Below are 14,666 nucleotides of genomic sequence, written 5' to 3' on the forward strand. Positions count from 1 at the left end.
CTTTGGGCTACAGGCACGGCCCTGCGGGCCGCCCGTCGGGTCGGTCTTTGTGGCGGCTGCCGTTTTCGCGTCAGCAGGGCAATTTCAAAATGAAATTGTTCTAAAATGCAAGGAGTGGATATGAGCGCTGTGTGCCCGCAGGACGTGCGGGATTTTCTGGACAACTGGCAGGCTGATCCGTTGAAGGCCAAAGAGGCTTTCGTGGTCTACAAGGACTTTCTCGTGGGCCTGTCCGGCGTGAGCCTGGATTTCAAGGCCCGGCCGGGCATCAGTTATTCCCTGCGCGCCCGGCATGAGGCGCAGCGGAAGCGCGAGCTTTTCGTGCTGGTGGACGTGGTGGACGACGAACCGGAAAGCCGCTGGCTGTCCGTCTGCTTTTACGCCGACATGATTACGGATCCGGACGAAAAGGGCGATTACGTGCCCGAGGGCCTGATGGGCGAGGACGCCTGCTGCTTCAACCTGGATGAGGACGACGCGGCCATGCGCGCGTATATCGCCGCCCGTCTGGCCGAAGCCGCCCGTGCCGCTGCCGCCGGGGCATGAGCGTACTGAGCGGCCCCTGTGTGGCCATTGATTTTGAAACGTCCGGCTATGCGGCCCACAGCGCCTGCGCTGTGGGCCTTGCGCGCATTGAGGACGGCCGCGTTACGGATTGCTTTTACCGTCTGTTGCGGCCGCCGTCCGCGCGCGTGCTGTTTACGGAAATTCACGGCCTGACCTGGCCCATGCTCAGGGACGCTCCCTCCTTCGCCCAGGCCTGGCCGGAAGCGGGCGCGATATTGTGCGGAGCGCATTTTCTGCTGGCGCACAACGCCTCCTTTGACCGGCGCGTGCTCCTTGCCTGTTGCCGTGCCGCCGGTCTGCCCGCGCCGGAGGCGCCTTTTCTCTGCACCCTGAAAGGTTCGCGGCGCAGCCTGCCCCTGCCGTCCAAAAAACTCAATCTGGTCTGCGAGTATTTCGGCATCGCGCTCAAACACCACAACGCCGCCTCCGACGCGCAGGCCTGCGCCGAAGTCTATCTGCGGCTGCGCGGCCTGGGCGTCACGGACGCCCAGATGCGCCTCTGAGCGGCGCCATGTGCCTGTTCGGAAAAACGCCCTTGCCGGAGTCCTGACTCTCGCCGCATCCTGTTCCCGTTCCGAAGGAACTTCGGCCGCGCCAAAACCTTGGCGCGGCTTTTATTTTTTATCTGCAATTATCTGAATTCGCACATAAAACAGACTGTGGAACAAACTTTGCTTCTCCGGGGCAGGCATTCCTGTCGGGAATGCGGGAGGCTTTATGAAAAGTATGTTCAACAGCCAGATCGGTCTTGTCAGCCGGGTCATGGATATGCAGCTGCAGCGGCAGAACGTGATCACCAGCAACCTGGCCAACGTGGAAACGCCCAACTACAAGCCGCGCGAGCTGGCTTTTGAAAAAGAACTGCAAAGCGCGCTGGGCCTGGACATGAAGGGGCGCATGAGCGCCACCAGCGAAGGGCATATGCCGGCGGCCTTTAATCCGGACAATTTCGGCCCTGAATGGTCCAAGCAGTTCAAGCCGCGCCAGATCCACGGCGAGGACCGCGTCAGCCTGGACAAGGAAATGGCCAAGCACGCCAAGAACCAGCTGCAATACACCGCGCTTACCCAGATCATGAGCAAAACCTTCGAAGGCATGTCCACCATAATCCAGGACGGCAAGCAGGCTTAGCCGGGAGATCGTTATGGATTTTCTGACCGCACTCGATATCGGCGCTTCCGGACTGACGGCGGACCGCACCCGTATCAACACCATCTCCATGAACCTGGCCAACGCCAAAACCACGCGCACGCCCCAGGGCGGCCCCTACCGGCGGCGCACCGTGGTGCAGGCGGCAACGGACGTGGACGATCCTTTTTCCGTGCACATGCGCTCGGCCCTGGACCGCGAGCTCAAGGGCGTGCGCGTCATGGCCGTGACCATGGACAAGCGCCCGCTCAAGCAGGTCTATGAGCCTGGGCATCCCGACGCCAACGCCGAGGGCTATGTTTCGTATCCGGACATCAATGTGGTGGAGGAAATGGCCAATCTGATGAGCGCCCAGCGCAATTACGAAGCCAATGTCACCACCGTGGAAGCCATCAAGGGCATGTACAACAAGGCTCTGGAAATCGGCAAGTCATAGGCCGTGCAGTCGATAGGAGTATGTCATGAGCGTTCAGGCACTGGGCTTGCGGGCCTACAGCGATGCGTTGCAGCACTTCAACAAGGTGGACGGCTCCCTCAAGCAGGGCATGCCCGTGGGCAAACAGACCTTGTTTTCCCACACCCTGGACCAGAGCCTGCTGCGTGACAGCGTGGACAAAGGGGAGACTTTCGGCGCGCAGGCCGATTTCATCCGCTACCCCGACCAGCAGCACACGCCCGTCACGCCGTCCAACAGCTTCGGCGACACGATCAAAGGCTCGCTGAACAAGGTCAATGAGCTGCAGAGCGCCAAGGCCCAGGCCATTGACGACTTCGCCTCGGGCCGTAGCCAGAACGTGCATGAGCTGATGATCACCATGCAGAAATCCAGCCTGGCCATGAAGCTGACCAGCGCCGTGCGCGGCAAGGTGTTGGAGGCGTATAAGGAAATTTCCAAGATGCAATTCTAGAAAGTGCCGTCACGAGTATCTTTTCGGTTATCTCTGCGTCAAACTTTCGCCCGCTTTTTCAGTCGAGTACCATAAGAGTACACTCCTTTAAAGCGGGCTTGTTTTCCTTGATATAACACGAAAATCTATCTCGTGACGACGCTTTCCTACGACAGGTCCGCATTTCCCACACGATAAAAAAATTTCTTTCCGCACAACAGTCAGCCTCGCGTCCGTGTCCGGCGCGAGGCTGACTGTTTTCAGGTCTTGCGTCACAAATTTGAACAATCGGGACGACTCGCCTTGTATTTTATTAAATATTGTTGTTTTTCAATGAGTTAAGAATTGGCATGGCAATTGCTATTCCTGGGCAATGCCCGGCTTGCTGCCGGAAAGACTGAGAAAGGACCGGGGGAAACGCCATGCCCGCTTTCATTGCGAATTTCGTGGACACTCTGAAGGGAATCTGGAGCAAGATGAGCGTCATTCAGCGCGTGGCCGTGGCAGGCGGCGCGGTGGCGCTGCTCGCGGCTGTCATCGGACTCTCGGTCTGGGTGGGCCGACCAGAATACCGCGTGCTCTATTCCAATCTGGGGGCGGAAGACGCCAGCCATGTGGTCAAGGCCCTGCAGACCGACAAAATTCCCTATCAGCTGGCCGACAACGGGGCCACCATCATGGTGCCCAAGGAAGTGGTCTACGACCAGCGCATCAAGATCGCCGGAGAAGGCGGTCTGGTGGGGCAGGGCATCGGCTTTGAAATTTTTGACAAGGTCAAGGTGGGCCAGACCGACTTTGTGCAGAAAATCAACTACACCCGCGCGCTCCAGGGCGAACTTTCGCGCACCATCAGTGAATTCCCCAGCGTGGAAAGCGCCCGTGTGCATTTGGTCATCCCCCAGCGCAGTCTTTTTGTGGAGGAGCGCCAGTCCCCCTCGGCCTCGGTGGTGCTCAAACTGACCAATCCCAACAGCAAGCCCGATCAGAAAGAAATCAGCGCCATCCTGAATATGATGCTTATGGCCGTGGAAGGCCTGGACAAGGGCCATGTGTCCATCACGGATAACGGCGGCAAGGTGCTCTATCAGCCGGAAGAAGACAGTCTGGCCGGGGCCAGCAGCACCCAGATGGAGCATCGCCTTCAGGTGCAGCGCAATCTGGAACGGCGCATTGAGGAAATGCTGCAACCCCTTTTCGGGCCGGGCCGGGTCATCGCCAAGGTCAACGCGGACATGGATTTCAGCCAGAAAACCATTCGCCGGGAATTTTTCGACCCTGAAAAAACCGCCGTGCGCAGCGAACAGCGCAGTGAGGAAAGCCAGCAGGGCCGGGCCAATCTTGAAGCGGGCGCGCCGGACACCAATTTTCGCGGCGACGGCATCACCGGCTCCGTTTCGGACCAGAACGGCACCCGCGAAACCCGCACCACCAACTACGAAATCAACAAGGAAGAGCAGCAGATCGTCGCCAATGTGGGGGATTTGCGCCGCCTGACCGTTGCGGTTATCATTGATGGGACGTATGAAAAGGCTGACGGCAAATGGTCCTTTGTGCCCCGCAAGGCGGAAGAGCTGGATCGCGTGCGGCAGCTGGTTTCCAACGCCGTGGGCCTGGACAAGGGGCGCGGCGACTTGCTGGAGGTGAGTTCCGCTCCCTTTACCGATTCGGAACCGCCCAAGGACCCCAATTTCGCCGACTTGCTGGCCGATTACGCCGAGCGTCTGGGCAAACCGTTGCTTAATGCCCTGCTGGCCTTCCTCTTCCTGATGCTGATCGTGCGGCCCGTGGTGCTGGCACTGATCCGGCCCAAGGTGGAAGCCGGGGAAATGGTGGAAGGCCTGGAAGGCCTGCCCGCGGCCGAGGAACAGCTTGCCCTGTACGAAGCCCTGGAGGAAGCGGCCAAGGCCGACGAGGAAGGTCCCGAACAGGAAGAGGATGACGGCGAGTTGGTGTTCAAGGATATTGAAGCCCTGAAAGCGCACATCTTTACCCTTTCCGACAATCACATGGAACAGGTGGTGACCTTGGTGCGCGGATGGATGAGGAATGATGAAACAGCAAAGGCCTGATCTTAAATCGCTGCCGTCCGGGGGCGGGGGGACGTCCCGCCTGCCTTCCCTGGCCGAACTCAAGGCTTTGCGGCATGCCCAGAAGGAAACCAACCAGCGGGTGGAGGAGTTGAAATTGCGCCTCTTCCACTTCACGGAGCAGCACATGGACCAGGCTGTCCGGCTGATCCGGCGCTGGCTTGAGGACAGGGAAAAATAACAACGGACGCCCTCCTGTGCGCGTGTACCCGAGCTTTAGAGCATTTTTCACCATGAAATTCTCTTTACTGTTAAAATGCTCGGCCTTGCGAGACGAAGTGGAGCAAGGCTCGCGAGATTTCCGTAGGCGGGCTTTGCCCGCCGTCAAGCGGAAATCTCAAGTGTAATTACTTTTAAGGAGTAGGGGATGGAGTTGACCGGCCATCAGCGTATTGCCGTGCTGTTGCTCGCCATGGGCGACAAATTTACGGCTGACGTCTTCAAGCGCATGGAGCGGCAGGAAATAGCCGACGTCTCCAAAGCCATTGTGGAACTGGAGCCCGTGCCCAGGGAAACCGTGGAGGAAGTGCTGCGCGAGTTCCATGAATCCCTGGTGGACGGCGTGGATATGATCTCCGGCGGCAGCGATACCGTGAAGCGTCTGCTGGTCAAGAATCTGGATCCGGAAACCGCCAAATATGTCATGGACTCCCTGAGTCTGGATACCGGCCCCGCGCCTTTCCGGGAACTGGAACAGGTCAGCCCGCGTCTGCTCTCGCAGATCCTGCGCAATGAGCATCCCCAGACCCTGGCCCTGATCATGGGCCACCTCAATCCGGACCAGGCCGCCAATTTGTTGACAAGCCTGCCCGCCGGCGTGCGCTCCGAAGTGCTCACGCGTCTGGCCAAACTGGAATCCGTGCCCGAAGACATGCTTATGGAAGTGGACAAGGTGCTCACCAGCCAGCTTATCGCCATGGGCGGCAAGGAAGGCAAGAAGGTGGGCGGCGTGCAGTCCGTGGCCGAAATCCTCAACGCCGTGGACCGTGCCACGGAAGAGGAAGTGCTGTCGGAAATCGAGGAAGACTCCGCCCAGATGGCCGAGGACATCCGCAACCTCATGTTCGTCTTCGAGGACTGCAAGAATATCGACGACCGGGGCGTGCGCGAACTGCTCAAGGAGATTTCCAACGAGGATCTTACCCTGGCCCTGCGCGGCGCCAGCGACGACCTTAAGGACAAGTTTTTCAAGAACATGTCCGAGCGCGCGGGCAACATGATCCGCGAGGAGCTGGAATTCATGGGGCCCACCAAACTCTCGGACGTGGAAACCGCCCAGCAGAACATCGTCAAGATCGTGCGCCGCCTGGAAGCCGAAAACAAGGTGGTGGTCAGCCGGGGCGCGGGCGAGGTTTTCGTCTAGAGCGGATCAGCTTTGAAATGCACTGCATTTCAAAGCTGACGCCGCCACCAGAGCATTTCAACATTTTCAACGTTGAAATGCTCCAATCTTCGTGCGGCCCCGGCGGCGGCTCAATCTGTAACTGCGGGAAGCGGCCATGGCGTCAGACGAATTGCGCAAAAAATGGGGCACCATCTTCATGGGGGAGCGCGAAGCCACCGTGGAGCAACTGGACGCCATGCAGGAGCCCATGCGCCGCGAGCGGCTCAAGCGGGAGCAGCAGGAAGATTATCTGGAGCGGGTGCGCGCCAGGGCGGCGGACCGGGCGCGCGAGATTCTCGGCGCTGCCTATGCCGAACGCCAGAAAGTGTTGGAAGAGGCCAAGGCCGAGGCCGAAGCCGAGCGCCAAAAACTGGTCCGCGAAGGCGAAGCCCTCAAGGCGGCGGGCAAAGCCGCCCAGGAGCAGGCCGCTGCGGAACTGGCCGCGGCCAGGGCCGCGCGTGAAGAGGCCGAACGCATCCGCGAGGCGGCCCACGACGAGGGCTTTCAGGCCGGTATGGATCAGGCCGGGGATGAACTCAGGGAATTCCGCGCGGATCTGGGGCAGTCCCTGGCCGTGGTGCTGCGCGCTATTGACGCCCAGCGGCAGGCCATCGGCGATTCCTGGCGCGAGGAACTGGTGGAGCTGGTGCGGACGGCCGTCGGCGCGGGCACGGGCTGGTTGCTGGACAAAGAGCATGTGGCCATTTTGCGCTCCCTGGTTCTGGAGGCCCTGAATCTGCTGGAAGACCGGGCTACCGTGACCGTACGCGTCAATCCCGAGGATGAGGCCACGGTCAGCGACATGTTCATGGCCGCGCGCGAGCGCGCGCCGGAACTCAAGCAATGGATCGTCAACGGCGACACGGCCGTTGAACGCGGCGGCCTGGTGGCTGAAAGCGTCAGCGGCAGCGTGGACAGTCGGCGCGAGCATTTCCGGGATCTGGTGGACGGCATTCTGAGCCATCTGGCTTTGCCCGTGCGCGAGGACGAGGAAAAGGACGCGCCCGCCGTGCATGAGCTGGTGGAGCGCGAAGTACGCAGAATCGCGACGCTCGCGCCCGAGCCGGACCATTCGCCTGAGGCCGCCCCTGATGCTGCTTCCGAGATTATCCCTGAGCCGGAAGCTGTGCCCGCTGTTGATACGGCCTCTGAATCCGACTTCGAACCGGACCTGCCCCAGGAAGCTGCCGTTCCCGGGGCGATACAGCCTCCAGCGCCCGTCCCTGCGGCCCCGTCAGCGCCTGAGCCCGGCGCGGCCTCCATTTCTGCGGAAGAGTCCGAACCTGGCCGCGCGGCAACGCCGCCGACCTCGGTCGCACCGGAGCCGGAAGACGAAATTTCCCCTGCCCCCCAGGTACAGGAAGTACGGCCCGAACCCGCGCCGCCCATGGATGCGGGCGTACAGCCCAATGTTTTGGCCGAGGATTTGCCCGAAGATTTACCCGAAGCCTGGCTGCCCCCTTTGGGCGAGGAAGGGCCCCGTATCAAAGCCGCTCCCTCTGCCGCCGCCCGGCCCGAAGCTGATACGGGCGGCTACGAAGGTACGGCGGCTGCGGCCGTATTTGACGCGGCCCCAGATACGCCCGACGCTTCGGCCAAGGAAAATCCCAGCCTCGCGGAGCTGGAGGAAGAGCTCTTTCCCGTGGAGAACGGGGACGAGCGCGAGGTGCTTTCCAATGGCGGTTTTTTGCCGGGCGCGGATGGCAAGTAGAATTTAACACTTGAACTGCTCTAGCGGCGGATCTGGAGTAAGAACGTCATGAAACTGGACCCGCGCGCCTGTTCCCAGCTGTTGCGCACCAGCAATCCCATCCGGCTGTTCGGCAAGGTCAACAAGGTGGTTGGCCTGGTGGCCGAGGGCGGCGGATTGCGCGCCCCCCTGGGCGCGGTCTGCCATATGCTCCCCGACGGGGAAAGCGAGGGCATCGCCGCCGAAGTGGTGGGTTTCCGTGACGGCAATCTGTTGTTCATGCCCTACGGGGACATGCGCGGCATCCGGCCGGGCAGCCTCATCCGCAATACCAGCTTGCCGCCGGTTTTTCCCGTGGGGCCGGAGCTGCTGGGCCGGGCTTTTGACGCCTTCGGCACGCCCCTGGACGCCGGGCCGCCCGTGAGCGCGGAAATCTACACCTCGCCCCTGCCCGCCGGGGATCGGGGCCAGGCCGACTTTCAGCGCCAGCTGGAAATCCAGGCCCCTTTCACGCCGGAATGGGCCATAAAGGCCAGAGCCCAGTGGCATCCCGAGCTGACCCCCATTTACGCCGACCCGCCCAGCCCGTTGCAGCGTCCGCGCATTACGGACATTCTGGACGTGGGCGTGCGCTCCATCAACAGCCTGCTGACCCTGGGCAAGGGACAGCGCGTGGGCATTATGGCCGGTTCCGGCGTGGGCAAATCCACGCTCATGGGCATGATGGCCCGCTATACCAGGGCCGGCGTCAACGTCATCGCCCTGATCGGCGAGCGCGGCCGCGAAGTGGTGGAATTCATGGAACGGGACCTGGGCCCCGAGGGCATGGCCCGCTCGGTGCTGGTCATCGCCACCTCGGACCAGTCCCCACTGGTGCGTATGCGCGCGGCCTACGCGGCCACGGCCGTGGCCGAATATTTCCGCGACAAGGGCATGGACGTGCTCTTGATGATGGATTCCGTGACCCGTTTTGCCATGGCCGCGCGCGAAGTGGGCCTGGCCGTGGGCGAGCCGCCCACCACCAAGGGCTACACCCCCTCGGTCTTCGCCCAGCTGCCCAAACTGCTGGAACGCGCCGGGCGCTCGGCCAAAGGCACCATCACCGGCATTTACACCGTCCTGGTGGACGGCGACGACTTCAACGAACCCATTGCCGACTCGGTGCGTTCCATTCTGGACGGGCATATCGTGCTCACCCGTGATCTGGCGGACCAGGGGCATTTTCCGGCCATCGACGTGCTGCGCTCCATCAGTCGTCTGCGTTCGGACATCTGCCAGAGGGAAGATGTGCTGGCCGGGCGGGTGATCACCCGGCGCATGAGCACCTTCCGCCGGGTGGAGGACATGGTCAATATCGGGGCCTATGCCAGGGGCAGCAATGCGGAAATAGACGAAGCCATTGCCGCCATGCCGGACATCAACGCCTTTCTCTGCCAGGATGTGGGCGACCCGCAGTTTCTGGAGCAGTGCATGGCGCAGATGCGGGCCCTGGCCGAGGTGGGTCGGCCCGAGGCACCCGCGCCGTTGCCCGGAGGCGCCCGGGTGGCGCCCCTGCCGCAGGGCTAGGGGATGTCGCCATGAGTGTCTTTTCGATTATCTCTGCGTTGAATTCGCCTTTTATTCCGGTCAAGTACCAGAAGAGTGCACTCTCCTCATAAAAGGCTCTTTCTCCTTGATATAACACAAAAATCCATCTCATGACGACACCCCCTGAGCAGCCTGGGCGGCCCGCCTTGGGGGCATGCCGCGTCCGTGCGGCAAGCCCTGACGGCCTTCGCACAGATGTGCCCTCTCTCTTCGTCGGGACCTCTCTTGAAGCGGTTCGGAGATTGTGCTAGAAAAAACAATCCCCGCAATCCGGCGGAGCAACGCGGCGCGGCTTGGCGCGCGGCATGCGCATCCACCCTCACGGGGCGGCAGAACCGCCGACGGAGTCGCCATGTCCCTTTCCCGTCTGTTGGGTTTTCTCACGCGCTCCACAAAAAAAGCCTCCGGCGGGGCCGCGTCCGACGTCGGCGAAGCCGAGCGTTTTTTCGCCCTGCGCCATCACTCCTTCAAGCTCTTTCTCACCGCCTGGAATAAGTTTCAGGAAACCATGACCGAAGTGGAGTATACGCTCTGTTGCGATCACCCCTTCGGCCTGTACCGCGTCCGCGCGCTCTGCACCAGGGTCGCCACCCAGGTCTTTCAGTGCATCCAGCAATTGGAACGCCTGGATCCCACCCCCGGCCCGGCGCTCTATGCACGTTTCGCGGAGCTGCAAAAGACCGTGGCCGCCGAAGTCTATGAGCCGGAATCCTGTCTGCTGGGGCCGCTGGTGCTGCCGCTGGGCCACGGGAATCTGGACGACGCCGGAGAGGAAGCCCTGGTGGACCCGGCCACGGCCCGTCTGGAGAGCCTGCGCGGGCGTTTTCCGCAAGCCGTGCCCCTCGGCTTTGTGGTCACGGCGGCGGGCTGTCAGCATTTTTTCCAGAGCGGCGACCTGCAAAGCGAGATCAATCGCCGGATTCAGGCGGCGGGTGGTTTTGGTCCGGAGCATCTGTCCAAGCTGTCCGAAAGTTTGGGCAGTCTGGTGGAAAACACATTGTTGCCCGAAGATCTGGCCGAAGCCGTACTGGCCGAGGTGCGCGCTCTACGCGACCGATGTCAACGGCCCATGCGTCTTTTGCTGCGGGGTCGCCTCTGGCCGCGCCCGGTTCCTGAAGGTGAAAACGAGAGCGACGATCCGGGCGCGGCGGAAAACGTCATGGATCCCGGCCTGTTGCTCTGGGGGCCCTCCGTGCCGCTGGACGCGCCGGACAAGGAAATTCTGAATGCCCTGCACGTCACCCTGGCCCGCAAGCAGCGGGCGCAGGCCCTGATCTACCGGCGGGCGCGCGGCCTTACCGAGGCCGGGGCGGGCGTCTGCGTGACCTGTCTGGCCGTGGAGGAGGGCGCCTGGGGCGGGCTGGCCCACACGGGCAATCCCCTGCAGCCGCATGGCGTCAATGTGCATGTTTATGCCTGTGACGGCCTGCCGCAGGACATGGAATATTCCGCCCTGCCTGTGGACCTGTTGCGCGTGAGCCGCAGCGCGCCGCACGAGGTGCGCGGCCGCGAACCGCACGACCCGGAGCATCCGGTTCTGGATGACGCCACAGCCCTGCGGGTCACGGAACTGGCCCTGGCCCTGGAGGATGTCGAAGGCCGCCCGCTTTCGTTGACCTGGGTCTGCGCCCCCGGCGCCCCGGTGCGGCTTTTGCTGGTACGGCCCATGATGTTGGCGTCGCAGGCGGATACGTCGGTCCTGCCCGTTCCGGACGAGGCCGCGTTGCCGTCGCCCCTGCTGGCGGGCGGCATGACGGCCAACCCCGGCCGGGTCTGCGGGCCCGTGGTGCCGGTCCGGACCTGGGAGGACGCGCGCCGCTTCCCGCAGGGCGGCATTCTGGTGCTGCCCGACGACAGATATCTCTGGGCTTCGCTCATTGACCGGGCCGCCGGCCTGGTTGCCGAGCGCGGCCTGCTGGGCTCCCGCCTGGGCTCTCTGGCCCGCGAATTCGGCAAACCGGCCCTTTTCGGGTTGAACGGGGCTCTGGAAACCCTGCCCAAGGGACGGAAAGTCACTCTCTGCGCGGATTTGGGCCGCGTGTACGACGGTCGGCGGGACGAACTGCTGGCCGGAGCCGCGAAACCGCGCGACTTCATGCCGGGCAGCCCGGTATTTCGCATTCTCCAGCACGCGGCCACCCATATTCTGCCCCTGACCATCGATGTGGACAGCGTGGACTTCAAAGCCGCCAACTGCGCCACCTACCACGACATCGCCCGCTACTGCCATGAAAAGGCGGTCAGCGCCATGTTCGCCCTGGGCGCGGAAAAAAAGTACGCGCCCCAGCGGGTCAAGCAGCTGCGGGATACGGTGCTCAAGCAATTCTGGGTGGTCAATCTCAGCGACGGCTTTGCCGCCACCCCTGCCGGGCCGGTCATTGATGTGGAGCGGATCGCCTCGCGGCCCATGCTCTCCCTCTGGCGCGGCATGAACGCCCATCCCTGGCAGGGGCCGCCGCCCGTGGACGGCAAGGGCTTTTTGTCCGTGCTGTTCGAGGCCACGGCCAATCCGCATCTGGACCCGGCGGCCCAGACCGCGTATTTTTCTGAAAAGAACTATTTCATGATTTCGCGTGATTATTGCAGCCTGCATTCGCGCTTCGGCTTTCATTTCGTCTCGGTGGAAGCGCGCCTGGGCGAGCGCAGCAAGGAAAATTATCTGCTGTTCCAGTTGCGCGGCGGGGCGGCAAACATTGAACGGCGCATCCTGCGGGTGCGTTTCGTGGCTGATCTGCTCTGGGAATTCGGCTTCGCGCCCGTGCTGCGCAACGACGCCGTCAGCGCCCGCCTGGAAGGCATGGACCCTGACGAAGGCGAACATCTGCTGGCTGTGGCCGGGTATATGACCATTCATACCCGCCAGTTGGACATGATCATGCAGGATACGGCCCAGGTGGCGGCCCGGCGCGAGGAAATGCTCGCCCATTGCCGGGATTTGTTCACGGGCCGGACGCTGCCCGCAACCGACGCTCAGGAGGCGCCCCCATGCCGTTGACGTCGCCCGCCCCTCTGCGGGGCTACAGAGCCATCTACCGCCGCCTGCTGCTGACCCTGCTCCTGCTGGCGCTTACGCCGCTGGCGGCTTTGGGTGTGTTCTGCCTGGACCGCATCAACAATATCTACGACGAGAAAATCAGCGCGGGCCTGGAGGCCGTGACCAGCAGCAAGCACCGTGCCCTGGACACCTTCATTGTGGAGCGGGTGGCCCAGATCAAAACCCTGGCCTTCACTCACCCCTATGCCGAATTGAGCGATCCCGCCCGACTGAGCGAGATTTTCAGCGTCATGCAGAACAACAGCCGCTCGTTTGTGGATCTGGGCATCATCGGCATGGACGGCCGCCATGTGGCCTATGTGGGCCCCTATGATCTGAACGACGCCAATTACGCCGAGACCCCCTGGTTCCACGAAGTGCTGCGCAAAGGCGTCTATGTCAGCGATGTGTTCATGGGCTACCGGCACGTGCCGCATTTCATCATCGCGGTGCTCCGGCACGAAGGCGGACGCAGCTACATCATGCGCGCCACCATCGACATGGAAGCCATCGACGCCCTGTTGCGCCGGGTCTATTCCGGCCAGCACAGCGACGCCTTCCTGGTCAGCGAGCAGGGCGTGCTCCAGACCGATTCCCTGTATCACGGCAAGATCATGGGCAAGTTCAAGCTGCCTTCGCTCAAGGCCGCGCACAACGGCATGCTGACCATGCCCCTGGACGCGCCCGCGGGCAAGGAGGGCGGCCAGAACCTGCTGGCGGCCATGATGCGTCTGGATTCCATGCCCTGGGTGCTGGTGGTGGTGGACGATGTGGGCGAGAGCCTGCAACCCCTGCGCCAGCTTCAGGTGCTGATCCTGCTCTTCGTGCTGCTGGGCAGCGCGGTGGTCAGTGTGGGCGCGGTGGTCTGCACCCGGCATTTGGTGGCCTCTCTGGCCGCTTCGGACCAGAAGCAGGCCCATATTGACGCCCGGATGCTGCAATCCAGCAAGATGGCGGCCCTGGGCAAGATGGCCGCCGGTGTGGCCCATGAGGTCAACAATCCCCTGATGTTGATTCAGGAGAATGCGGGCTGGATCCGGGATCTGCTGGAAGACGAAAAACCGGAGAGCATGAAAAACTATCAGGAGGTCTTGGAAAGCACGGAAAAGATCGAGCAGCATGTCAAGCGCGCCAAGGGCATTACCCAGCGCATGCTGGGCTTCGGCCGCCGCATGAATCCCAGCCGGACGGAAATACTGCTCAATTCCCTGGCTGACCAGGCCGTGGAAATGCTCAAAACAGAGGCCGCCAGCCGTAATATCGTCATCAGCAAGAAATTTGATCCGCAGCTGCCCGTGATTCTGTCGGACCCGGCCCAGTTGGAGCAGGTCTTCATCAATATCATCGACAACGCCATTGACGCCATCGGCAAGGACGGCAGCCTGCGCATCCGCACCGAAGCCTGCGAGCAGGGCGCGCGCATTTTTTTTACGGACAGCGGGCCCGGCATGGACGAGGAAACCCTGAAACGCATTTTCGACCCCTTCTTCACCACCAAGAAGGTGGGAGAGGGCACGGGCCTGGGGCTGGCCATCTGCTTTACCATTCTGGAAAAGCTGGGCGGCAGGATTGAGGTTCAAAGCCAACCGGGCCAGGGCACCACATTTTGCATTACGTTGCCGCTTGAACCGGCTGAAAGCCCGCAGGAAGAGGACGTTGAGGAGTACAGCCAACATCAGAGGTTGTCGTCATGAGTGCCCTTTCGGTTATTTCCACGTTGAATTCGCCTTTTATTCCGGTCGAGTACCAGAAGAGTACACTTCCTTTATAAAAGGCTCTTTCTCCTTGATATAACACGAAAATCCATCTCATGGCGGCACCCTCAGGGCTTGAAATTTCCGTTGCGGTAGCGGACGGCAGAGTCGGAAGTCAGATGAACGTTTTGAGCCAGGAGCGCCTATGCGTGTATTGTTCGTGGACGATGAAGTGGAATTCCTGCAATTAATGGAAAAGCGCCTTTCCCGGCGCGGCATGGAAGTGAGCACTGCCCCGGACGGGCAGAGCGCCCTGGATATGCTGGGTGCCGTCCTGGCGGAAGGCGGGGAAATGTTCAAAGTGGTGGTCATGGATGTGCGCATGCCCGGTATGGACGGCCTGGAAACCCTGCGGCATATGAAGGCCAAGGCCCCCGAACTGCCGGTGATCCTGCTCACCGGGCACGCCTGCATGGGCGTGGCCGTGCAGGGCATGGATCTGGGCGCCTACGACTATATGCTCAAGCCCGTGTCCATCAGCGAATTGATCATCAAAATGGAGGAAGCGGCCCGTTCCGCTGCCTGAT

At 62.0% G+C, this 14,666-nt stretch carries 13 protein-coding genes; all 13 read left to right on the top strand.

Annotated elements, in window-relative coordinates; translation table 11 throughout:
• Nucleotides 1-120 precede the first annotated feature (120 nt).
• The 13 genes from HMPREF1022_RS00090 (at nt 121) to HMPREF1022_RS00150 (ending at nt 14,665) form a co-directional block, all read left to right on the top strand.
• Nucleotides 121-546: a hypothetical protein gene (locus tag HMPREF1022_RS00090; RefSeq protein ID WP_008683657.1), complete on the top strand. Its 426-nt coding sequence runs from the start codon at nt 121-123 to the stop codon at nt 544-546.
• On the top strand, nt 543-1,070 hold the full coding sequence (locus tag HMPREF1022_RS00095; RefSeq protein ID WP_008683659.1) for a 3'-5' exonuclease: 528 nt from the start codon (nt 543-545) through the stop codon (nt 1,068-1,070). The genes HMPREF1022_RS00090 and HMPREF1022_RS00095 overlap by 4 nt, the downstream gene beginning before the upstream one ends.
• Nucleotides 1,071-1,284: 214 nt before the next feature.
• The gene (flgB, locus tag HMPREF1022_RS00100; protein WP_008683661.1) at nt 1,285-1,698 is read left to right on the top strand and encodes a flagellar basal body rod protein FlgB; all 414 of its coding nucleotides are present in this window, start codon (nt 1,285-1,287) and stop codon (nt 1,696-1,698) included.
• A gap of 13 nt (nt 1,699-1,711) precedes the next feature.
• Nucleotides 1,712-2,152, top strand: coding sequence for a flagellar basal body rod protein FlgC (gene flgC, locus HMPREF1022_RS00105; protein ID WP_008683663.1), 441 nt, complete (start codon nt 1,712-1,714; stop codon nt 2,150-2,152).
• A gap of 25 nt (nt 2,153-2,177) precedes the next feature.
• A complete protein-coding gene (gene fliE / locus HMPREF1022_RS19035) occupies nt 2,178-2,624 on the top strand; it encodes a flagellar hook-basal body complex protein FliE (RefSeq protein WP_008683665.1) in 447 nt (148 codons plus the stop codon).
• A gap of 401 nt (nt 2,625-3,025) precedes the next feature.
• Nucleotides 3,026-4,672, top strand: a complete 1,647-nt coding sequence (fliF, locus tag HMPREF1022_RS00115; RefSeq protein WP_008683669.1) for a flagellar basal-body MS-ring/collar protein FliF — start codon at nt 3,026-3,028, stop codon at nt 4,670-4,672.
• Nucleotides 4,653-4,871: a flagellar M-ring protein FliF gene (locus HMPREF1022_RS00120; RefSeq protein WP_223299978.1), complete on the top strand. Its 219-nt coding sequence runs from the start codon at nt 4,653-4,655 to the stop codon at nt 4,869-4,871. The genes fliF and HMPREF1022_RS00120 overlap by 20 nt, the downstream gene beginning before the upstream one ends.
• 186 nt (nt 4,872-5,057) lie before the next feature.
• Nucleotides 5,058-6,053 carry a flagellar motor switch protein FliG gene (fliG, locus tag HMPREF1022_RS00125; protein WP_008683673.1) on the top strand — a complete coding sequence of 332 codons (996 nt, stop codon included), beginning with the start codon at nt 5,058-5,060 and terminating at the stop codon, nt 6,051-6,053.
• A gap of 136 nt (nt 6,054-6,189) precedes the next feature.
• Nucleotides 6,190-7,785: a FliH/SctL family protein gene (locus HMPREF1022_RS00130; RefSeq protein ID WP_009301337.1), complete on the top strand. Its 1,596-nt coding sequence runs from the start codon at nt 6,190-6,192 to the stop codon at nt 7,783-7,785.
• Nucleotides 7,786-7,833: 48 nt separating this feature from the next.
• Nucleotides 7,834-9,330, top strand: coding sequence for a FliI/YscN family ATPase (locus HMPREF1022_RS00135; protein WP_009301339.1), 1,497 nt, complete (start codon nt 7,834-7,836; stop codon nt 9,328-9,330).
• A 373-nt stretch (nt 9,331-9,703) separates the two neighbouring features.
• A complete protein-coding gene (locus tag HMPREF1022_RS00140; protein WP_009301340.1) occupies nt 9,704-12,346 on the top strand; it encodes a PEP/pyruvate-binding domain-containing protein in 2,643 nt (880 codons plus the stop codon).
• Nucleotides 12,337-14,079, top strand: a complete 1,743-nt coding sequence (locus HMPREF1022_RS00145; RefSeq protein WP_008683681.1) for a sensor histidine kinase — start codon at nt 12,337-12,339, stop codon at nt 14,077-14,079. The genes HMPREF1022_RS00140 and HMPREF1022_RS00145 overlap by 10 nt, the downstream gene beginning before the upstream one ends.
• A 205-nt stretch (nt 14,080-14,284) precedes the next feature.
• The gene (locus HMPREF1022_RS00150; protein WP_008683684.1) at nt 14,285-14,665 is read left to right on the top strand and encodes a response regulator; all 381 of its coding nucleotides are present in this window, start codon (nt 14,285-14,287) and stop codon (nt 14,663-14,665) included.
• Nucleotide 14,666: the final 1 nt, after the last annotated feature.

This window comes from Desulfovibrio sp. 6_1_46AFAA (assembly GCF_000224635.1).
Classification (GTDB): domain Bacteria; phylum Desulfobacterota; class Desulfovibrionia; order Desulfovibrionales; family Desulfovibrionaceae; genus Desulfovibrio; species Desulfovibrio fairfieldensis.

Coding starts and splice junctions, on each gene's coding strand:
- HMPREF1022_RS00140 (WP_009301340.1), top strand. CDS start 9,704: ATGTCCCTTTCCCGTCTGTTGGGTTTTCTCACGCGCTCCACAAAAAAA.
- flgB (WP_008683661.1), top strand. CDS start 1,285: ATGAAAAGTATGTTCAACAGCCAGATCGGTCTTGTCAGCCGGGTCATG.
- HMPREF1022_RS00145 (WP_008683681.1), top strand. CDS start 12,337: ATGCCGTTGACGTCGCCCGCCCCTCTGCGGGGCTACAGAGCCATCTAC.
- fliE (WP_008683665.1), top strand. CDS start 2,178: ATGAGCGTTCAGGCACTGGGCTTGCGGGCCTACAGCGATGCGTTGCAG.
- HMPREF1022_RS00130 (WP_009301337.1), top strand. CDS start 6,190: ATGGCGTCAGACGAATTGCGCAAAAAATGGGGCACCATCTTCATGGGG.
- HMPREF1022_RS00090 (WP_008683657.1), top strand. CDS start 121: ATGAGCGCTGTGTGCCCGCAGGACGTGCGGGATTTTCTGGACAACTGG.
- HMPREF1022_RS00095 (WP_008683659.1), top strand. CDS start 543: ATGAGCGTACTGAGCGGCCCCTGTGTGGCCATTGATTTTGAAACGTCC.
- fliF (WP_008683669.1), top strand. CDS start 3,026: ATGCCCGCTTTCATTGCGAATTTCGTGGACACTCTGAAGGGAATCTGG.
- flgC (WP_008683663.1), top strand. CDS start 1,712: ATGGATTTTCTGACCGCACTCGATATCGGCGCTTCCGGACTGACGGCG.
- HMPREF1022_RS00150 (WP_008683684.1), top strand. CDS start 14,285: ATGCGTGTATTGTTCGTGGACGATGAAGTGGAATTCCTGCAATTAATG.
- HMPREF1022_RS00120 (WP_223299978.1), top strand. CDS start 4,653: ATGAAACAGCAAAGGCCTGATCTTAAATCGCTGCCGTCCGGGGGCGGG.
- HMPREF1022_RS00135 (WP_009301339.1), top strand. CDS start 7,834: ATGAAACTGGACCCGCGCGCCTGTTCCCAGCTGTTGCGCACCAGCAAT.
- fliG (WP_008683673.1), top strand. CDS start 5,058: ATGGAGTTGACCGGCCATCAGCGTATTGCCGTGCTGTTGCTCGCCATG.